Origin of the sequence: Streptomyces sp. NPDC014764, assembly GCF_043082785.1 — a bacterium.
GTDB classification, from domain to species: domain Bacteria; phylum Actinomycetota; class Actinomycetes; order Streptomycetales; family Streptomycetaceae; genus Streptomyces; species Streptomyces althioticus.
On record NZ_JBIBXY010000014.1, the window covers coordinates 95109 to 114913 of the forward strand.

Below are 19805 nucleotides of genomic sequence, written 5' to 3' on the forward strand. Positions count from 1 at the left end.
GCCGTCCCTGTCGGGTCGTTCGCTTCGCCCGCCCGGAGCGAACGGCGTGTCCGGACCCTGGACAGGTCCCCCGGCACCGTGCTCTCATCCCGTCTGGGCCTTACAACGTTGTGCAGACCGAACGGCGAGCCACCCGCCCGTCCCGCGCACCCCCTCCGCAGGACCACGGACGACGATGAACAGGAGCCCGCGCATGCCCGTCACCAGACGCACCCTCCTCGGCGCCGGAGCCGCAGGTCTCGGCGCGGCCGCACTCGGTACGCCCCTCGCCCGCCCTGCCTCCGCGGCCCCGGGGAACGCCGCGGCCTCGGGGAATGCCTTGGCCTCGGGTGGTGCCGCGGCTTCGGGGCGCGCCGCGGGGCCCCTGCCGGACGTCTTCCGCAGACTGCCCTCAGGCAGCGTCACCCCCCGCGGCTGGCTGGCCGGCCAACTGCGGCTCCAGCTCGACGGGTTGTGCGGCCGCTACGAGGAGATCTCCCACTTCCTCGACTTCGGCACCACCGGCTGGGTCCACCCCGACCGCCCCGGCTGGGAGGAACTTCCGTACTGGCTGCGCGGGTACGTCCCGCTCGCCGTGACCACCGGCGACACCGCCGCCCTCGTGAACGCGCGCCGGTGGATCGACGCGATCCTCACCACCCAGCAGCCTGACGGCTTCTTCGGGCCGCGCGCCCTGCGCACCTCACTGGGCGGCGGCCCCGATTTCTGGCCGTTCCTGCCGTTGCTCCAAGCCTTGCGCACCCACGAGGAGTTCACGGGCGACGAACGAGTCGTGCCCTTCCTCCTGAGGTTCCTCCGCCACATGAACGCCCAGGGCCCCGGCGCGTTCGACACCAGCTGGATCTCCTACCGCTGGGGCGACGGCCTGGACATCGCCGTCTGGCTGTACCGCCGCACGGGGGAGGCCTTCCTCCTCGACCTGGCGACCAGGATGCACACCCTGGGCGCCGACTGGACCGGCCCGACACCCTCCCGCCACAACGTCAACATCGCCCAGGGCTTCCGTGAACCCGCCCAGTACGCCCAGGTGACCGGCTCCGCCGAGCTGACCCGCGCCACCTACCGCGCCTACGGCTCCGTCATGGCCGAGTACGGCAGGTTCCCGGGCGGCGGCATGGCCGGCGACGAGAACTACCGGCCCGGCTTCACCGACCCCAGGCAGGGCTTCGAGACCTGCGGCGTCGTCGAGTTCATGGCCTCCCACGAACTCCTCACCCGCATCACCGGCGACCCCGTGTGGGCGGACCGCTGCGAGGACCTGGCGTTCAACATGCTCCCCGCCTCCCTCGACCCGCTGGGCAGGGCCGTCCACTACATCACCAGCGCCAACAGCGTCGACCTGGACGACCGCACCAAGACGCAGGGCCAGTTCCAGAACGGCTTCGCCATGCAGGCGTACCACGCGGGCGTCGACCGGTACCGCTGCTGCCCGCACAACTACGGCATGGGCTGGCCCTACTTCACCGAGGAACTGTGGCTCGGCACCGACGACGGGGGCCTCGCCGCCGCGATGTACGCGCCCAGCACGGTCCGCGCCCGGGTCGCCGGCGGCACCACGGTCACCGTCACCGAGCACACCGGTTACCCCTTCACCGACACCGTCCGCCTCACCGTCTCCACCCCGCGCCCGGTGCGCTTTCCGCTCCGCCTGCGGGTGCCCGGCTGGTGCCGCTCACCCGAACTCCGGGTCGCCGGACGGACGGTGAGCGCGCCGGACGGTCCGGGCTGGGCGACCGTGACACGCACCTGGCGCGACGGCGACGTGGTCACCCTGCGTCTGCCGCAGCGCACCGAGGTGCGGGCCCTGCCGGATCAGCACGGCGCCGTGACCGTCCAGCACGGCCCGCTGACGTACTCCCTCGAGATCGGCGAACGGTACGACCGCTACGCGGGCGACGACACCTTTCCCGCCTACGAGGTGCACGCCACCACACCCTGGAACTACGGCCTCGCCCCCTCGCCCCGGCCGGAGTTCACCCGCACCCCCGGCCCCGTCCCCGACAACCCCTTCACCCACGCCGCCACCCCCGTCCGCATCACCGCCGACGCCCGCCGCATCACCGAGTGGAGCGCCGACGACGAGCACGTCGTCACCCCCCTCCAGGACGGTCCCGTCCGCAGCGACGCCCCGGTGGAGCGCGTCACGCTGATCCCGATGGGCGCGGCCCGGCTGCGGATCACCGCGTTCCCCACGGCGTCCCCGGACGGGCGGCCCTGGACGCCCGAGCCGCCGTACCGCCGGATCGAGAACCGGCACAGCGGCAAGGTCCTCGCCGTGGACGGGATGTCCACCGAGAACAGCGCCCGTGTGGTGCAGTTCGCGAACACCGGGACCGGCGACCACGCCTGGCAGCTGATCGACCAGGGAGAGGGCTGGTACCTGATCCGCAACGGTCACAGCGGCAAGGTGCTGGGCGTGGACGGCATGTCGAAGGCGGACAGCGCCCGGGTGGTGCAGTACGAGGACAACGGCACCCCCGACCACCTCTGGACCCTGGTCGACGACGGAGACGGCTGGTACCGCATCCGTAACCGCCACAGCGGCAAGGTCCTGGGCGTGGACGGCATGTCGACGGCGGACAGCGCGCAGGTGGTCCAGTACGAGGACAACGGCACGGAGGACCACCTGTGGCGCTTCGCGTGAAGCGCCCCGAGGAGCACGGGAAACTGCGCGACCGACCCCACCCACCCGCACCCGAGGCCTCTCAGGGGCGCGGGGAACTGCGCGATCAGGCCCCACCGACCCGCACGCGACCACCCTCAGGGGCGCGGGGAACTGCGCGGCCAGTCTCCAACTCACCCGCACACCCGAGGCCTCTCAGGGGCGTGGGGAACTGCGCGATCAACTCCCACCCACCCGCACCCGACGACGACCGGCCCCCGCCCGCGCACCCCGCGCCCTCCGCACGAGATCTCCCGCTGCCCCCTCCCACCCGCTCCGGGCGAATGCGAACCCCGCGTCTGCCAACCGCCCCGGCGCCACCCGCCGGCTCTTCAACAGCAACTCCGTGTCCGAGCGCAGCACGAACGCCCCCGCCTCCGCCATCCACCGGCTCGCCGGCAACCCCACCGGGACCCCCCAGGCCGACCGCAGCACCCGCATGAACTCCCGCTGAGGAAGCGGACCGGGCGCGGCGAGATTCACCGCGCCCTCCATGTCCTCCCGGGCGATCAGGAACTCCACCGTCCGGACGAAGTCCTCGTCGTGGATCCACGACACGTACTGCCCGCCGCCCGCGACCGGACCGCCCAGCCCCAGCCGGGCGAGCCACGACAGCATGTCGAACACCCCGCCCCTGTCAGGGCTCATCACCATCGCGGCCCGCAGGGCCACTTTCCGGGTGCCGGGAGTCGCCGCTTCCTCCTGCGCCCGCTCCCAGTTCTTCGCGATCTCGACGCTGTACGCCCAGTAGTCCGGCACGCCGCTCTCCGCGCCGCCGATGACGCCGGTCGCCTCGTCGTTGGCCGCGTCGAACCGGTGGGCGTAGATCGTCGCGGTGCTCATCTGGAGCCACACCTTCGGCGGCCGACGAGCTGAAGCGATCGCCTCACCGACGACCCGTGCCGAGTCGACGCGGGAGTCCATCATGGCGCGGAGATTCTCCGGGGTGTACCGGCAGGAGACGCTCCGTCCCGCCAGGTTGATCACGACGTCCGCGCCGTCGACCACCTGGGCCCAGGGGCCCAGGGTCACCCCGTCCCACGCGACGTCCCGGGGGCGGCGAGGCCGCCTGGTCAGCACGACGACCTCGTGCCCGGCCGCGCTCAGCGCGCGGCCCAGGATCGAGCCCACCTGTCCGGTCCCCCCGGGCAGAACGATCTTCATAGGACCCCTCCGGCCTCTTCAGGTCCCTCACCCTATCCCGCAGTTTTGAACGTGTTCAACTGTGGGGTGCGCTGAGGTCGGGAACGGCCGAAGGCGGCCGGGTCTACGCCTGCGACGCGATCTGGATCAGATTCCCGCACGTGTCGTCGAGGACGGCGGTCGTGACGGGCCCCATCTCCAGCGGCTCCTGGATGAAGTGGACACCCCGCTCCCGCAGGCGCTCGTACTCCGCCCGTACGTCGTCCACCGCGAACACCGCGAGGGGGATGCCGTCGGCCACGAGGGCGTCCCGGTAGGGCTTGACCGCGGGGTGGTGGGACGGCTCGAGCAGCAGCTCGGTGCCGTCCGGCTCTTCGGGTGAGGTGACGGTGAGCCACCGGTCCGTCTCGCCCAGGGGCACGTCGTGCTTCTTCACGAAGCCGAGGACGTCGGTGTAGAAGCGCAGGGCCTTCGCCTGGTCGTCGACGAAGACACTGGTCAGGTGGATCTTCATGAGGGGTCCTTCTCCGGTGCGTGGGCAGGGGGGTGGGGCCAGCGCTCGGTGATGTGCCGCAGCGGCGCGACGTTCAGGTCGTGGAACTTGTACCGGCCCTCCCGCCGGGTCTCGACGAGCCCGGCGGCCTCCAGGACGGCGAGGTGCTGCGACACCGCCTGACGTGAGATGCCGAGCCCGTGCTTCATGCTCAGGCGCGCACAGATCTCGAACAGTGTCTGTCCGGACTTCTCCGTCAGCTCGTCGAGGATCGTGCGGCGGGTCCCGTCCGCCAGAGCTTTGAAGAGGTCGTCGGCCACGCCATCACGATAGGCAAGTGCTCACTTGCCTGTCAACGCGGAAGTCGTCCCGGCCATGCGGAAGCCGCCCCCGGCGAGCTGCCGGGGGCGGCTTCCGTGCCCGGCTAGCCGCGGACTCGGGACGCGGCCGCGGCGTCCCGGCGGAAGAGGCCCGACAGGGCCAGGGCCCCGGGCCCGAAGAACACCAGCAGCAGGAACGCCCAGCAGAACAGCGCCGGCGAAAGGCCGCCGTTCTGAAGGGGGAAGAGGTCGTCCGGCTGGTGCTCGGTGAAGTAGGCGAAGGCCATGGCGCCCGAGCTGAGGAACGCGGCGGCCCGGGTGAGGACCCCGAGCAGGATGAGCACGCCGCAGACCAGCTCGATCACCCCCGCGTACCAGAAGGGCCAGTCGCCGGCGGGCGTGGCGTCCCGGTCCAGCACGCCGAACAGGGTGGCCGCGCCCTCACTGGTGAACAGCAGGCCGATGACGATGCGGAACAGACCGAGGACCAGCGGCTGGTGACGGTCGAGCCGGTCGGTGACGCCCATGGTGGGACTCCTTGCAGTGGCCGGTGCGCAGGGCAGGGGGAGGGGCGGCGCAGAGGCCGTCCGCCCTTCACTAACGTGCGCGCCGTCCGCCCCGTTCAGTGGTCCGGGACCTCCTAGGACACAGGTCGGCAACGGTCCTCCGGGCGGCGGCTGGCACACTCGCCCCTCATGAGTGACAGAGCTGTCGGACCCGCCCGCCCCGCAGACGGGAACGGACCGCCCGCACCGGACACGACGGGCCGTACGCGCCTCCTTGCGGCGGTCGCGGCGCTGCTGACCGTCGGCGCGGGACTGGGCCTGCGGGCGGTGGCGACGGGCGACGTCGCCAAGTACGGCGGGGACGCGCTGTACACCCTTCTGATCCTCGCCCTGGTCGTGCTGGTGGCTCCGCGCTCTACGCCCGCGCGGGCGTCGGGCATCGCGCTCGCGGTGAGCTGGGCCGTGGAGCTGCTCCAGCTCACCGGGCTGCCCGCCGAGCTGTCCGCGCGCAGCACCGCCGCCCGTCTGGTCCTCGGCTCGACCTTCAACGCACCGGACCTGTTCTGGTACGCGGTCGGCGCGTGCGCGGGCCGGCTCGTCCTCCACGCGATCGTTCGCTGTCGAGAGACCAGGTGAGCCGCGCGGTCAGCTGTGGCCGGCCGGCGGCCCGTCGTCTCCACGGGGTGCGACGCCGAGAGCCGGTCGGCACGATGGAAAGGCGTACTCCGTACCGTCGGCGGTCCCTCGTTCCCGGCCGCGGCGGAGCACCACCGCGGCTCGGAGGAGCCTGAAGGCTGCCGAGCGACCCGCACGGCCGCGTGGCCCCGGGACCAAGGAGATCGCTCATGAGCAAGCCGATCCTCGAGCGGGCGGCGCAGGAGTTCGCCGACACCGCCTCACGGCCTCCGTTCGTCCACGACCTGGGTCCCGAAGGCGCGCGCAAGGTCCTGGACGAGGTGCAGGCCGCCCCGACCGACAAGCCGGACGTCGACGAGGAGTGGGTGACCGTCGCCGCCGGCGTGGGTGACGTGCGGGTACGCATCGTCGAACCCCCCGGATCCACGGGCCCCCTTCCCGTCGTCCTCTACATGCACGGCGGGGGATGGGTGCTCGGCGACGCCATGACCCACGACCGGCTGGTGCGGGAGCTGGCGACCGGAGCCGATGCGGCCGTCGTGTTCGTCGAGTACGACCGTTCGCCGGAGGCCCGCTGTCCCGTCGCCGTCGAACAGGCCTACGCCACCGCGCGGTGGATCACCGGCAACGGAGCGCAGTACGGCCTCGACAGCACACGCATGGCCGTCGCGGGCGATTCGGCCGGCGGGAACATGACGGCCGCGCTGGCCCTCATGGCCAAGCAGCGTGGTGACGTCACCTTCGTCCACCAGTCCCTGTACTACCCCGCGACCGACGCGGCCCAGGACACCGCCAGCTACGAGGAATTCGCCGACGGACCCCACCTCACGGCCACGGCCATGGCGTGGTTCTGGGACTGCTACACCACCGGCCCGGCCCAGCGCGCCGAGATCACGGTCTCACCGCTGCGAGCCGGTCTCGACGAACTCCGCGGCCTCCCCCCGGCCCTCGTCGTCGTCGACGAGAACGACGTTCTGCGCGACGAGGGCGAAGCCTACGCACGCAAGCTGCTGCAGGCGGGGGTCCCGACGACGAACATCCGCTACAACGCCACCCTGCACGACTTCATGATGCTGAACTCCCTACGGAGCACCCAGGCGGCCACTGCGGCCGTCGAGCAGGCCGTCCGCACGCTCCGCACGGCCCTCCGGACCGGCTGAACGGGCCCGGCAGGCCGGGGCGGGAGTCCGCCGGCGTACCGGTCGGACGAGGGCCGGGCACGGGCGACGGGCCCGACGGCACGCACACGCACACGCACACGCATGGACGGTGCCGCCGGACGCACCCAAGTGCAGCCGCGGGAGCGGTGAGCACACGCGGTCAGACCCGCCGCCCTTCCCTCAACCGGAGCCGCTCACCCGGGAAGCGTGCCCGGAAGCCGCGGTCGTGGGACACGGCCACCACGGCACCCGGATACGCGGCCAGCGCCGCCTCCAGGTCCTCGACGAGGTCGAGCGCCACATGGTTGGTCGGCTCGTCGAGGACCAGCAGGTCCGCCGGCCGGGTCACCAACCGGGCGATCTGCAGCCGTCGTTGCTGCCCGGCCGACAGCGCCGCGACCGGCACCGTCAGGTCCTCCTCGCGGAACAGCCCCAGCGACAGCAGCGTGTCACGGTGCTCCTCGACCGGCCCCGGCAGCCGAGCGGCGAACGCGGCGAGCAGCGGGAGCCGCCCCACGCGGGCGGGCAGCTCCTGCGGCAGATGACCGACGGTGGCGGGGCGGTGCACCGACCCCTTGTCCGGCTCCAGGTCCCCGGCCAGCACCCGCAACAGGGTCGACTTGCCGGCCCCGTTCTCCCCGGTGACCAACAGTCGTTGCCCGGGCTGGACGACCAACCGCCCGTCCAGCCTCAGTCGTTCACCGACGCCGATGTCTTCGAGCTCGACGGTCGCGAGTGCCGAACCCGTGTCCACGGTGGGCCGTTCGGCGTCCTCCACCGCCGGAGTCGCCGTGAACCGTAGCGGCTCGGGCGGCGCCGGCACCGGTGCGCGCCGCAGCCGGGCCAGCCGCTCGCGCACCGCCCGTACCTGGCCGCCCAGCTTCGCCTCGTGGGACCGGCGGTGCTTGCCGAACCCCTGCCGGGGGTCGCCGCCGGTGCCGGACAGCCGCCGGCCCGCCGCCTCCAGCAACTCCTCGGTGCGGGCCACCTCCTCGATCCACTCCGCGTGTTCCTGCTCGGCGCGGCGCCGAGCGGCCGCTTTCGCCGCCCGGTACCCGGCCCAGCCGTCGCCGTACCGGCGTACCGCGCGGGTGTCCCGGTCGACCTCCAGGATCGTGGTGGCGATCCGCTCGATGAACGGCCGGTCGTGGGTGACGGCCACGACGGTGCCGCGGTGCGCGCGCAGCCGTTCCTCCAGCCAGTGCACCGCGGACGCGTCGAGATGGTTCGTCGGTTCGTCGAGCAGCAGCAGTTCGGGGTCCGCGGCCAGGACGCAGGCGAGCGCCAGCCGGGACTGCTCGCCTCCGGAGAGCGTGCCGAGCAGCCGGTCGCGGGTCACACCGGCCAGCCCCAGGCCGTGCATGGTGGCGTCCACCCGCGCATCGGCCCGGTAGCCGTCGCGCTGCTCGTACGTGTTCAACAGGTTGCCGTAGGCGGCGAGTTCGGCCTCGGAAGCCTCGCCGAGGCGCTCCTCCGCCGTACGCAGCCTGCGCTCCAGGGCGCGCAGCGGGGCGAGGGCGTGGTCGACCGCGTCCTGCACGCTGCGGTCGGGCTCCAGTTCGGGGGTCTGGGTGAGGTGGCCGGTGCCGCCGGGGAAGACGGCGGTGACCTCGCCGTCGTCAGGTGTCTCGGCCCCGGCGAGGAGCCGCAGCAGGGTGGACTTGCCGGCCCCGTTCTCCCCGATGACGACAGCTCGCTCACCTGGGCGGACGGTGAAGGTGATCTGGTCGAGAATCGTGCGGGCGCCGTAGGACTTGGTGAGGTCCTTGACGGACAGCTGCGCCGCGGAGGCGGGCGCGAGGGCGTGGGCACGTGCGCGCATGGGTCTTTCCCTGAGGTGAGAGAGGTGACAGCGGGCGATGACGGCGGCGTCGGCCGTGCCCGGACTCAGAGAAAGAAGTAGTGGCGCATACGACCCACCTTAACAAGACGATCCGTCTCGTTCCAGGCGGTGCCCGGCCCCGGTGGTCAGCCCTCGGCCGTCGCCGCCCTGCGCCGCCGGTGCGCCGCCGCTTTGGCGTTGTTGCCGCAGCGCCGCATGGAGCACCACTGGCGGGTACGGCCCGAGGGCGGGTCGAGGTAGAGCATCCGGCACACCTCGGACGCGCACGTCGTCAGCCGCTCCCTGCGTGACGCGTCGGAGACGAGCTCGATCAGGTCCCGCGAGACCGCCGACAGCAGGGCGTCCTCGGTGAGCAGGTCGCTGCCCGGCGTCGGTCGTACGCCGGTCGACGTCAACTCCAGCCGCGCGACGGGCGGTTCGCAGGCGGCGAGGTCGTTGACCAGCTCCACGGACGCGGGGGAGGGGTGGTGCCCGTCCAGCAGCGACGAGGCGATGTCGTACGCCGCGTCACGCAAGGCGTGCAGCGACCGCAGCAGCGCCTTCGCGTCGTACCCGGGCGCCGGGGTCAGCCCCACGCCACGGCACCAAGCGGCCAGCCGTTCGGCGTCGCCCATCCGCTCCACCGGGCCGACAGGCCGGCGCCCCACTGTCGCCACGAGGTTCAGCGACAGCGAACCGGCGTCGAACCGGAGATCACGTGCCCGGGCGGTGACCCTGGTGCGCGGTGCTTGCGGCGCGGCTCCCATACGGTGATAGTAACCTCGGAAACGGTTATCAAGGGAGACGGGTGGCCATGCGGATCGCGATTGTCGGAGCGGGCGGGGTCGGGGGCTACTTCGGGGCGCGGCTCGCCGCGGCGGGCCACGGGGTGACCTTCGTGGCCCGGGGCCGCCACCTGGAGGCCGTACGGCGTTCGGGGCTTCTCGTACGCAGCCCGCTGGGGGACCTGCGCACCTCGTCCGGCTCGGTGGTGGAGAGCGTCGCCGACGTGGACGGCGCGGACCTGGTGATCGTCGCCGTGAAGCTGTGGGACACCGAGGACGTCGCCCGTGGGCTGGGCGCCTCCGAGCTGGCCGGCACGCCCGTGCTGTCCCTGCAGAACGGCGTGCACAAGGACACCGTCCTCGCCCGCCATCTGCCCGCCGAGTCCCTGCTCGGCGGCGCGTGCTTCATCTCGGCCTTCATCGAGGAACCGGGCGTCGTCCGGCACAACGGCACCCTGCAGCGCATGGTCTTCGGCGCCCGTCACCCCGAGCAGGAGCCGGTGGCGCGTCAGTTCCTGCAGGCGTGCAGCGAGGCGGGCATCGACGCCGAGGTCAGCGCGGACGTCGACCGGGTGATCTGGGAGAAGTACGTCTTCCTCGTCGGCCACTCGGCCACCACCACGGCCGTCCGCCGGCCCATCGGCGTCGTCCGCTCCCACGAGCGGACGCGGATGCTGCTGCGGGACGTCATGGCGGAGGCCGTGGCCGTCGCGCGCGCGTCGGGCGTCGAGCTGGCCGAGGATTTCGCAGAGCGGCAGCTCGCCTTCTGCGACACCCTCCCCGCCGACATGACGTCGTCCATGCACAACGACCTCGAACACGGCCACCGTCTCGAACTGCCCTGGCTCAGCGGGGGAGTGGCCGACCTCGCCGGTGAACTCGGCGTCCCCGCCCCCCGCAACAGGACGGTCGCCGACATCCTTGCCCCCTACGTCGACGGAACCCCGTCCGGCCCCTGACCGGGGGACATCCGAAGCCGCCGGTCAGCCCGCCGTGGCCCGGTTGAGACGGACGGACGACCAGAACGCCGCGCCGATGAGGATGACGCCGATCAGGCCGGTCACGATGTCGTTCACCTCGTAGCGGATGCTGACGAGCAGCACCGCGGCGAGGGCGCCGATCGCATAATGGGCGCCGTGCTCCAGGTACACGTAGTCGTCCAGCGTGCCCTGGCGCACCAGATAGACGGTGAGTGACCGCACGTAGACGGCGCCGATGCCGAGACCCAGCGCCATCAGCACGATGTCGTTGGTGACGGCGAAGGCGCCGATGACCCCGTCGAAGGAGAAGGACGCGTCCAGCACCTCGAGGTACAGGAAGGTGAAGAAGGCGGCCCGGCCGGCCAGCGCGAGCCCGGAGCGCCCGCCCGCGGCCTCGTCGCCCTCCTCGTCGCCCTGCTGCCCGGCCAGCCTGGACTCGAAGAAGCCGGACAGCCCGTGCACCACCAGATAGGTGATGAGTCCCGCGACTCCCGAGACCAGCACGGTCTGCGCCTTGTCGGCGTGGTGGCCGCCGTGCTGGTGGGCCTGGGTGGCGAACGTCATCGAGGTGACCAGCAGCACGACGAGGGCCACGCACACCGACAGCATGTCGATCCGGCCGAGCCGCGCCAGGGGCCGCTCCACCCGGCCGATCCACTTGGTCTCGCGGTCCTCGAGGATGAAGTCCAGGAAGATCATCAGCAGGAACATGCCGCCGAACGCCGCGATCGACGGATGTGCGTCGGTCACCAGCTCCTGATAGCGCTCCTTGTCCGTGAGCGCCAGGTGCACGGCCTCCTGCGGCGCCAGCCGCGCGCTGACGGACACGATGACCACCGGGAACAGCAGCCGCATGCCGAACACGGCGATGAGGATGCCGATGGTGAGGAAGATCCGCTGCCAGAAGGCGTTGAGCTTCTTGAGGATGCCGGCGTTGATGACCGCGTTGTCGAAGGACAGCGAGATCTCCAGTACGGCGAGGATGGCGACGATCCCGAGCGCCGCCCACCCGTCGTACAGCACCCCGCCCACCAGCCCGACGGCCGTCACGGCGAACGCCCACCGGAAGGTCTTCCACAGCACCCGGCACTCTCCCTTCTCCCTCGCCCCTCTCGGACGACGGATTCGGCTCCAGTGCCCCCTCCCGCGGCCTCCGTAACGCGCGGACCCCGCACATCCACCGATCACCGGCACGGCGTCACACGCTCACCGCGTTCCACGGTCGGGAGAGCTGGAGCACCGCCAGGCTGTGCCGGACGCCCGTACGGCAGTCGATACGAGGAGCCGGATCGTGTTCGCCCTGCTCGGCATGGCAGCTCTCTTCGCCACTCCTGTGTGGGCCGTCGTCGTGGTCATCAGGCTGCTGTCCGGCGTCCTGCCGGGCCGGCACCCCGACGGGGGCGTGCGGTTGCTGCGCTGGGGCGCCGGCATGGCGGCGGCAGCCGCGGTCATGCTTCTGGTCATGGCCCTCGGCGCCGTGCAGCTGTCCGACCACGAGTCCCGTTCCGGGACGGACTCCTTCCCCCCGCCCGCCTGCCGCGACGCCGCCCCTCACCTCGTGGAGCAGCTCGTCGGCCATCGCGCCTCGTACCTGCCTCCGGCCTTCGACTGCGTCCTGGAGGACGGGACGACGTACCCCAGTTCCGAGTACGGGTGGCTCAACGGGCTCACCGTCACCTGCGCGGTGGTCTCCGCCCTGCCGGCGGCGGGGGCGCGGTGCGCCACCCGTCGGCGGACGACGCGCCGGGTGCGCGTGCCGGACCCCGAAACGGCGGGCTGAGCCGAACGCCGGACTTCGGCGACGGGGCCCGCCCCGGCCGGGACCTCAGCGCCCCCTCCGCCGGGCCAGTCTCCGGAACGCCCGCGCGCTGCCCGTCGGTGCGGGCAGGCGGTCCGACACCGCGTCGTCGAGCAGCGAGCCGACCGTCTCCGTCGCGCAGACCCGGTTGGCGCCGATGCCACCGGAGGCGCCTCGCTTGACCCAGCCGACCACGTAGGCGCCCGGGCGGCCGGTCACCCTGCCCCGGTCGTTGGGCACCGTGCCCGTGGACTCGTCGAACGGGAGCCCGTCGAGCGGCGTCCCGCGGTGGCCCACCGCGCGGAGGGCCAGGCCGGCCGTCATCTCCGTCTCGCCCGCCGCGCCGGTGACCCGTACCGCGCGCACCGACCCCTCCCCGCACACCTCGGCGGGCGCGGAGCGGAAGCGGAGCACGATGCGGCGCGGGCCGTCCGCCGCCGGCGGCAGGGACCAGTCGACGGCCTCCCGCCGTACGTCCTTGAGCACCGCGGCCTTGTCCGGGGCCGCCGCCCCGTCGATGGCCGCGCCCACGGCCGGGTCGTGGTCGTCGACCAGCAGTTCCGCACCGGACAGATGCTTCAGCGCGAGCAACTCCGTGCGCGTGTACGCCGCGTGCTCCGGGCCGCGCCGGCCCAGCACCACCACCTCGCGCACCTTGCTGCGCCGCAGCTCCGCCAGCGCGTGCGCGGCGATCGGGGTTCCTGCGAGCGTCGCCGGGTCGGACACCAGCAGGCGTGCGGCGTCCAGCGCGACATTGCCGTTGCCCACCACGACGACCCGGTCCGCCGACAGGCCGAAGGCGTCCGGGGCGACGTCGGGATGCCCGTTGCACCAGGCGACGAACTCGGTCGCGGCGACGCTGCCCGGCCGGTCCTCGCCAGGGACGCCGAGCCGCCGGGCCTCCGGCGCGCCGACGGCGTAGATCACCGCGTCGTGGTGGGCGGCCAGTTCGTCCGCCGACACACCGCCGTCGCCCACCTTCAGGCCCAGACACAGCCGCACCCGCGGGTGGGTGAGGAAGCGGGCGAAGCTCTCGCCGGCCTTCTTCGTGGACGGGTGGTCGGGTGCAACCCCGTACCTGACGAGACCGCCGGCGACCGGCAGCCGGTCGATCAGCGTCACCTCGGCGGGCGTGTGCAGCAGCAGGTCCCGCGCCGCGTACATCCCGGCCGGGCCGGTGCCGACGACCGCGACCCTGAGCGGCCCGAAGTCAGGCGGCAGCACCCGGTCGAACGACGGCGCGCCCCAGTCGTGGAACACCGGCCCACGGACCGGCTGTTCGGGCCGGTGCTCCTCGCCCTCGTAGTAGGCCGCGTTGATGCGGGCGTACTCCCGCTGCCCCCCGGTCAGCCGCTCGACCGGGAAGATCGCGTCCACCGGGCAGGCGTCCGCACAGGCGCCGCAGTCGATGCAGCTCTTCGGGTCGATGTGCAGCATCTCCGTGCTGCCGAAGGCGCGTTCCTCCGGCGTCGGATGAATGCAGTTGACCGGGCAGACGGACACACAGGTGGCGTCGCTGCAGCAGGTCTGGGTGATCGCGAAGGCCATGGTCGTCCGCTCCGCTGAGGGCCCGGTGAGGGCAGGTCGTACGTGGTCAGATGAGGTGGGCGCGCTTGTACCAGAAGAGGGCGGGACGGGTGAGCAGTCCGCAGGAGGAGAGGAACTCCATGAGGCCCGAACAGCTCGCCCGCACCATGGACTTGTGGTGCTCGTTGGCGCGGGCCTCGCGCAGCGCACGCTCCTCGTCCAGGCCCGCGTTCGCGTACACCTCGCGGTTCACCATGCTGGTGACGATGACGTACGCGGCGATCGCGATCATCACCGCGTGGATGCGGCGGCGCACGCGGCCGGCGCGGGCGAGGTGCTTCCTCGTCTCCTCGCGCGCGAACATCATGTGCCGAGACTCCTCGACGACATGGATGTTGTTGATGGTGCGGACGAACGGCACCACCCGCTCGTCGCGCATCCAGTCGCGCTGCATGACGTCGAGGACCTCCTCGGCGACCAGGATCGCCGCGTAGGCGGCCTCGCCGAAGGCGGTGGTCTTGAACAGCCGGCCCAGTTCGACCGCCACCCGGCGCGGGCGGTAGGCCGGTGCGCCGAGCTTCTTCGCGCCACGGGCGAACATGATCGAGTGCCGGCACTCGTCGGCGATCTCGGTCAGCGCCCACTGGAACGCCTCGTCCGTGGGGTCCTTGGAGTAGATGTCCCGCAGGATCATCTGCTGGAGGATCATCTCGAACCATATGCCGGTGCAGGCGACCGACGCCGCCTCCTGCCGCGTCAGCTCCTTGCGCTGCGCGTCGCTCATCTCCTCCCAGTACGCGGTGCCGTAGAGCGTGCTCCACTCCGGGCTCGCGCCGTGGAAGTCCTTGTCCAGCGGAGTGTCCCAGTCGACCTCGGTGAGCGGGTCGTACGAGAGCTGCGCGGACGAGTCGAGCAGCCGACGGGCCACGTCGACGCCGTCGTCCGACGGCTGATCCGGGTGCTGTGCCCGGGAGGTGGTCAGAGCCATGCCGGGGCCTCCTCGAGTCGAGTCCGTACGCCATTACCGCGGGTAACCCGCTTGCTGACGAACTGTATAGCAAGACTTCGCGTGTTCCCACCCCTGTGCCCGTCAAGCTCATGTGAAGGCCCGCACGGCATGTTCACCGTGCGGGCCGGGGAAGGGGCGCGAAGCGCGTCGGCTCAGAGGCCGGTGACCTTGCTGCTCGCCGACACCTCGTGGACCAGCGTGAGCGTGCGGTGCCCGCCCGGAGGGAGCGTCACCTCCCAGCGGGCGATGCCGTCCGCGTCCACGGAGTCCGGCGCGGGCGAGCACGCCTCCTCCCGCAGACGCACCTCCACCGCCGACACCTCGGACACCGGGACGCGCTCCCGCACGACGACCACCCGGTCGTCCCGCTCGTCCGGCGCGGAGAACCGCGACAGATGCAGCCGCACGGTCCGCGTGAGCACGGTCCGCTGGGTCAGCCCCGTCGTGTCCCGGGTCTCCTCGGTCTCCCGTACCACCCGGTGGTCGTCCCGGCTGCCGAAGGCCAGCTCGACGGCGGCCCCCGGAGCGGTGAACTCCAGCGTGCCGCGCCCGACGAACCCGTTGCCGCGGATCAGATCAACCGGCCCCGCCAGCAGCGCGTGCCCGGACCGGTTGTCGGCCCGCACCACCTGCGTCACCAGCGGCGACAGCTCCGGCGCGCAGGCGTACTCACTGCGCGCGGCCGTGGTGAACGACGACACCGGCACCCGGTGGGCGCGCCCGTCGGACGGCACGGACACCGGGCCGGGGGCATGCAGGACGCGGACCTCGCCACCGTCGTCCACCCCCGGCAGCCCGAGCACGGGAGCGGGACCCAGGTCCGCGATCTCCTCCTCCCGCAGGTCGACACGGACGGTGCGGCGCTCCTCGGGGGAGCGGTCCTGGAGGGTCAGCCGGTCCTCGCCGAGCACCGGCGGCTCCGTGGCCGCCGACGAACGCGCCGTGGACAGCGTCAGCCGTGCACCCGACCAGTCCTCTCCGGTGCGCTGCCAGACCATCGCCTCCGTCTCCAGGGTGAGCCGGTCGCCGACCAGCGTGGCCCGGTACGCGGGCCGCCACAGCGCGCACGGCGTGAGATGGCTCAGCCGCAGCTCCGCCGTTCCCTCACCGGACGCCTCCACGGTCAGCTCGACGTGCCCGACCAACTCGGCGGGCTCCGTCTCCGCGTCGGCGAGGGCCTGCTCGGTCTCGCGCAGCTCGTCGGAGAGCACCCGCAGCCGCGTCTCCACCTCGCGCAGCCGCTCGGCCTGCCCTTCCCGCTCCTCGTCGACGCGGTCCAGCTCCCGCTCCCAGCGGTCCCGTTCGGCCTCGCCGAGGCCGGCGCCCTCGCCGATCTCCCGGAGCAGATCGGCGGCGAGCCGGCCGAGCGCCTCACCGCGCGCCTTCAGCCGGTCCCGGCGCTGCTCAAGCACCAGCCGCTCCTCCTCCAGGTAGGTCACCCGGCGGCGCAGCGGAGAGTCGTCACCGGAAGGCTCAGGCCCGCGCGGCGTCCACGCGCGCACGATGCGCGCATCGAGCACGGTCGCCGGGAAACCGGCGGTCAGCTCGGCGTGCAGGGTCCTGTCGACGGCCAGGGCGCTGACCGGACCGAGCCGCAGGAGCTGCGTCCCGGGGCGCAGTTCGAGCGTCGCGGTGCGCTCGACGTGCGCACGGTCCTCGGTGCAGGTGACGGCCGTGACGGGGAGGGGAACCGGGGTGGTCGGCTCCGATGACGGTGACGTAGACATGTCTGTGTCAGCTCCTGCGGTTGCCGCCGGTCAGGGCCTTGCCGGCCGGGATCCTGATCTCGTAGCCGCCGTCGAGGGCGACGGTGCCGCCGGCCGGCAGGTCGACCCGCCAGATCCGGGTGCCCGGGGCGTGCCGCTCCCGGTCCGCGGTGTCCTCGGGCTCGGCCCAGCCGGCCCGTTCCTCGATCCGCACGTCCGCCTCCGAGGTGACCGGCACCCGCTCGCGCACCTCGACGCGGACCGCCGCCGGGAGCCGGTTCGCCAGCTCCACATGGACACGGTGGTCGAGCACGGTGACGTTGTTGCGCAGCCCCGCGGTCGACTCGGTGAGGTGCGCCCGCCGGGTGACACGGACGGCCTCCGCCGGCCCCAGCCCGAGGCGGCGCACACCGCCCGGCGCGAGGGTGGGCAGGGCGGCGGTCAGCTGGTACTCCCCGTCGACACTCACCTCGACCGGGCCGGCCAGCAGCGCCTGATCGGTCGCGTTGGACAGCACCAGCGTCGCGTACACGGTCTGCTCCACCGCCGGAACGCACACGTACTCCGTGCGCAGACCCACCGCGATCTCGCCGACCGTGACCGTGTGCCAGGTGCCGTCCGACGGGATGTCGGCGGGCGCCGCCGCGTCGTAACGGTGGTCGAACGAGCCCGCCGACTCCCGGGGCCGCACGGCGTGCCCGGGCAGCGGCAGCGCGGCTGGCCTCTCGGCGCGCCGACGGTACTCGGCGGTCACCGGGTCGAAGCCCGTGTCCGGGAAGAGCCGGCCCCGGCGATCGCCCGGCTCGTCGGGTCCGCCCAGCACGAGGGCCCTGTAGTCGAGTTCCGCCTCGTCCGGCCGGGGCGGCCCCGGGACGGGCGGAGGCGGCGCGTACGGCGCGGCTGCCGCCGACTCCGGGGCGGCCGCATAGCTCCCGCCGCCCGCGCGCGGTGCGGCGGCCGGGCGGGGGCCGGAACCGGGACGGGACCGGGGCCGCCCCCGGTCCGGGGCGGGAGCCGAGCCCGGCGCCGCCGGACCACCGAAGCCCTGAGCGGGCGCGCCGTACGCGGCACCGGGGGCGGGCGGTGCGGAGGGCGCCGGAGGGGACGGAGCGCCGTAGGCGGCGCCCACCGTGACCGCGGTGTCCTCGACGGGACCGCCCGCGACCAACCCGCCCGCTCGCGTCCCCGCGATCACATCGGATTCCGGCCGCGGACCCGCCGCGTCGTACCCGGCGAACAGGCCGGTCAGCCCGGCCGGAGGCTCCCGCCAGCCGGACGGGGCCGGCGCGGGCTGGCTGCGCCCGATACGGACCGACCGCAGCCGGGGCAGGTCGGTACGGCGCCGCAGATCGGCCGTGGCGAAGGCGATCCGCACGCCCGTCCAGTCCTCACCGGACCGCTGCGCGACCGAGGCCCGCAGCAGCAGCGGTCCGCTGTCCTCACCCTGACGGTGCGTGAGGCGGTACGCAGGCACCCAGACGGCGCCGGGCACCCCGTACTCGATCTCGACCTCCGCCTCCGCACCGGCCGCGCCGCGCAGGGTCAGCACCGCCGTGTACGAGGAGGCCACCCCGGGCACCGGGGCGTCGGTGCTCGCCCGGGCCAGCCGGTCCTGCGCCACCTCCATCTCGTGCTCCAGGCGCCGGAGTTCGTCCTCCAGGTCGCGGAGCCCGTCGTGCAGCACGGTCAGGCGCTCGTCGACGAAGCCGGCCAGCTCCAGCCAGGCGTCCACCGGAGTGCGGCGATGCGGGTCCTCGCGCTTACGGCCGGGCGGCACCGGACGCAGCGCGCCGACCTCCTCGATGCGCTTCAACTGCCGGTCCCGCCGGGCGGCGGCGGCGTGGTACGCCTCGGTCAGCCGGCCGACCTCACGCCGCGCCTCGGCGACGGCGTCCTCGTCCACCGGCTCCGCGTGGATCTCCGCCCGCGCCTCGGTGACCTGCGTACCCGGCGCACCGAGGACGCGGGCGCGCAGCGAGTGAGGGTCGAGCGAGCGCGGCAGCCCCGGCACCCGTACCTGTCCGTCCGCCGGGACCGCGCCCCGGGCGACGCGACGGCACAGCGCGCCCTGCGCGTAGACCGTCACCGATTCGAGTGCCGAGTCCCACCTCGGTGCCGTCCCAGCCGTCATGTGCTCCCCCGCGCAGCCGTGTTCGTACCGAGGGCAGCCTACGCGGAGACGGCCCGCTCCGGATCACCGGAACGGGTTCACCAGACGAGGCACCAGTACGTGCCGTGGTGCCCGATCCCGATCCGGCTCTCGTGCGGCACCAGGGCGGGGTCGGGCCGCCCCACGGCCGACAGGGTGCAGGCGGCGTCTCCGACGGTGCCTGCGGCGGACATGCGGCGGGCGGCGTCGGTGGCGGTGGAGGAGGTGTACCAGGTGGTGGTGGGGGCGTCGGTCGGCGGGGGAGTGGCCGAGGGCTTCGGCTCGGTGGCGGGCTTCGTGCTTGGCTTCCCGGTCGCCTCTCCGGTGGGCTTCGCGGTCGGGGCGGTCGGGGCGGTCGACGCGGGCTCGGGCGTGGCCGTCTCGGCCGGCTGCCGCGGTGCGGGGGAGACCGACGGGTGGGCCGTGGGCACGCGTGTCCCGGTCCCGGGCGGCGGAGGGATACGCGGTCCGGGGGGCGTCACCGTGGCCGGAGCCGGGTGCATCGAAGGCGCCGGCTCAGGGGCGGCCGACCGGCGCGGGGCCTCGGGTGCTGCCGACCGTGCCGGGGGAGTGGGCCCCTCCGGTGCGCCCGTGCCCGTGTCGGTACCCGTTCCCGCCCCGCCCGTCGAGGTGGGCGGCGCAGGCACGAACCCCGGCGCCCGGCTGGACGGCGCGACCCCGGACGTGCCCGCCACTCGCGGAGGCTCGGTGCCTGCCCCGCCGTCCGGTACGGCGGGCCCGGTCCCGGCACCCTGGTCGGGCACACCCGGCGGCTGCGTCCGTCCCTGCCCGGGCGGTGACGGTCGGGTCGCCGGACCGCCGCTCGGCTCGGCCGCCCCGCCGGGACGGGACGCCGTCGGCACCGGACCCCCGGTCCCGCCCGTGCCGCTGGGCCCCGGCGACGACGTCCCGGTGGTCGGCGTCGGCAGCGGACCCAGCGTCGGCAGGGTCAGGTCGTTCGAGGCGGACGGCCTGGGGCTGGGGGTGCCGTCGTCCTGCGCCACCCACACCCACACGCCGACGCCTCCGAGGACCAGCGCGGCGGCGCCGCCGGCGATCCATGGGGCGCGCCGGGGCGGGCGACGGTGACGATTCATGGTCACCACTGT

Annotated in this window: 18 protein-coding genes; 6 read left to right on the top strand and 12 right to left on the bottom strand. The window is 73.4% G+C overall.

All coding sequences use genetic code 11. From position 1 onward, the window contains the following. The first annotated feature begins 193 nt into the window (after positions 1 to 193). The gene (locus ACF1AG_RS26715; RefSeq protein ID WP_391810520.1) at positions 194 to 2644 is read left to right on the top strand and encodes an RICIN domain-containing protein; all 2451 of its coding nucleotides are present in this window, start codon (positions 194 to 196) and stop codon (positions 2642 to 2644) included. A gap of 198 nt (positions 2645 to 2842) precedes the next feature. Here ACF1AG_RS26715 and ACF1AG_RS26720 read toward each other — a convergent pair whose 3' ends face one another. From ACF1AG_RS26720 to ACF1AG_RS26735, 4 genes are all read right to left on the bottom strand, one after another. Beyond that, positions 2843 to 3826 carry an NAD-dependent epimerase/dehydratase family protein gene (locus tag ACF1AG_RS26720; protein ID WP_387795093.1) on the bottom strand — a complete coding sequence of 328 codons (984 nt, stop codon included), beginning with the start codon at positions 3824 to 3826 and terminating at the stop codon, positions 2843 to 2845. A 103-nt stretch (positions 3827 to 3929) separates the two neighbouring features. After that, on the bottom strand, positions 3930 to 4319 hold the full coding sequence (locus tag ACF1AG_RS26725) for a VOC family protein (RefSeq protein ID WP_359607573.1): 390 nt from the start codon (positions 4317 to 4319) through the stop codon (positions 3930 to 3932). After that, positions 4316 to 4618 carry a metalloregulator ArsR/SmtB family transcription factor gene (locus ACF1AG_RS26730; protein ID WP_359607571.1) on the bottom strand — a complete coding sequence of 101 codons (303 nt, stop codon included), beginning with the start codon at positions 4616 to 4618 and terminating at the stop codon, positions 4316 to 4318. Before ACF1AG_RS26730 ends, ACF1AG_RS26725 begins: the two co-directional genes overlap by 4 nt. Positions 4619 to 4722: 104 nt before the next feature. Continuing rightward, a complete protein-coding gene (locus ACF1AG_RS26735) occupies positions 4723 to 5145 on the bottom strand; it encodes a DoxX family protein (RefSeq protein ID WP_391810521.1) in 423 nt (140 codons plus the stop codon). Positions 5146 to 5313: 168 nt separating this feature from the next. Between ACF1AG_RS26735 and ACF1AG_RS26740 the strand changes: the two genes are divergently transcribed. Further along, the gene (locus tag ACF1AG_RS26740) at positions 5314 to 5760 is read left to right on the top strand and encodes a DUF2809 domain-containing protein (protein WP_359606640.1); all 447 of its coding nucleotides are present in this window, start codon (positions 5314 to 5316) and stop codon (positions 5758 to 5760) included. A 209-nt stretch (positions 5761 to 5969) separates the two neighbouring features. Then, complete coding sequence (locus tag ACF1AG_RS26745) at positions 5970 to 6920, top strand: alpha/beta hydrolase (protein ID WP_391810522.1); 951 nt, start codon at positions 5970 to 5972, stop codon at positions 6918 to 6920. A gap of 160 nt (positions 6921 to 7080) precedes the next feature. Here the strand turns inward: ACF1AG_RS26745 and abc-f are convergent, their stop codons facing one another. Together abc-f and ACF1AG_RS26755 are read right to left on the bottom strand one after the other, a co-directional pair. Next, the gene (gene abc-f, locus ACF1AG_RS26750; protein WP_359606644.1) at positions 7081 to 8742 is read right to left on the bottom strand and encodes a ribosomal protection-like ABC-F family protein; all 1662 of its coding nucleotides are present in this window, start codon (positions 8740 to 8742) and stop codon (positions 7081 to 7083) included. A gap of 146 nt (positions 8743 to 8888) precedes the next feature. Next, a complete protein-coding gene (locus ACF1AG_RS26755) occupies positions 8889 to 9509 on the bottom strand; it encodes a CGNR zinc finger domain-containing protein (protein WP_359606646.1) in 621 nt (206 codons plus the stop codon). Positions 9510 to 9556: 47 nt separating this feature from the next. Between ACF1AG_RS26755 and ACF1AG_RS26760 the strand changes: the two genes are divergently transcribed. Further along, positions 9557 to 10486 (top strand): 2-dehydropantoate 2-reductase, encoded by a 930-nt coding sequence (locus ACF1AG_RS26760; protein WP_359606648.1) that lies wholly within the window; start codon positions 9557 to 9559, stop codon positions 10484 to 10486. 24 nt (positions 10487 to 10510) lie between these two features. Here the strand turns inward: ACF1AG_RS26760 and ACF1AG_RS26765 are convergent, their stop codons facing one another. Then, positions 10511 to 11590 carry a DUF475 domain-containing protein gene (locus ACF1AG_RS26765; RefSeq protein WP_359606650.1) on the bottom strand — a complete coding sequence of 360 codons (1080 nt, stop codon included), beginning with the start codon at positions 11588 to 11590 and terminating at the stop codon, positions 10511 to 10513. A gap of 208 nt (positions 11591 to 11798) precedes the next feature. On the opposite strand from ACF1AG_RS26765, the gene ACF1AG_RS26770 reads away from it, so the two are divergent. After that, a complete protein-coding gene (locus tag ACF1AG_RS26770) occupies positions 11799 to 12287 on the top strand; it encodes a hypothetical protein (protein WP_359606652.1) in 489 nt (162 codons plus the stop codon). Between the two features lie 45 nt (positions 12288 to 12332). Here ACF1AG_RS26770 and ACF1AG_RS26775 read toward each other — a convergent pair whose 3' ends face one another. The 5 genes from ACF1AG_RS26775 to ACF1AG_RS26795 all read right to left on the bottom strand — a co-directional run bounded on the left by ACF1AG_RS26775 (position 12333) and on the right by ACF1AG_RS26795 (position 19127). Beyond that, positions 12333 to 13853, bottom strand: coding sequence for an FAD-dependent oxidoreductase (locus ACF1AG_RS26775; RefSeq protein ID WP_391810523.1), 1521 nt, complete (start codon positions 13851 to 13853; stop codon positions 12333 to 12335). A 46-nt stretch (positions 13854 to 13899) separates the two neighbouring features. Further along, positions 13900 to 14820, bottom strand: a complete 921-nt coding sequence (locus ACF1AG_RS26780; RefSeq protein WP_391810524.1) for a diiron oxygenase — start codon at positions 14818 to 14820, stop codon at positions 13900 to 13902. A 173-nt stretch (positions 14821 to 14993) separates the two neighbouring features. Further along, positions 14994 to 16568 (bottom strand): mucoidy inhibitor MuiA family protein, encoded by a 1575-nt coding sequence (locus ACF1AG_RS26785; RefSeq protein WP_391810525.1) that lies wholly within the window; start codon positions 16566 to 16568, stop codon positions 14994 to 14996. A gap of 7 nt (positions 16569 to 16575) precedes the next feature. After that, a complete protein-coding gene (locus tag ACF1AG_RS26790) occupies positions 16576 to 18678 on the bottom strand; it encodes a DUF4139 domain-containing protein (RefSeq protein WP_391810526.1) in 2103 nt (700 codons plus the stop codon). Between the two features lie 77 nt (positions 18679 to 18755). Beyond that, positions 18756 to 19127: a hypothetical protein gene (locus tag ACF1AG_RS26795; RefSeq protein ID WP_391810527.1), complete on the bottom strand. Its 372-nt coding sequence runs from the start codon at positions 19125 to 19127 to the stop codon at positions 18756 to 18758. Between the two features lie 160 nt (positions 19128 to 19287). On the opposite strand from ACF1AG_RS26795, the gene ACF1AG_RS26800 reads away from it, so the two are divergent. After that, positions 19288 to 19785, top strand: a complete 498-nt coding sequence (locus ACF1AG_RS26800; protein ID WP_359607928.1) for a hypothetical protein — start codon at positions 19288 to 19290, stop codon at positions 19783 to 19785. The last annotated feature ends 20 nt before the right edge of the window (positions 19786 to 19805 follow it).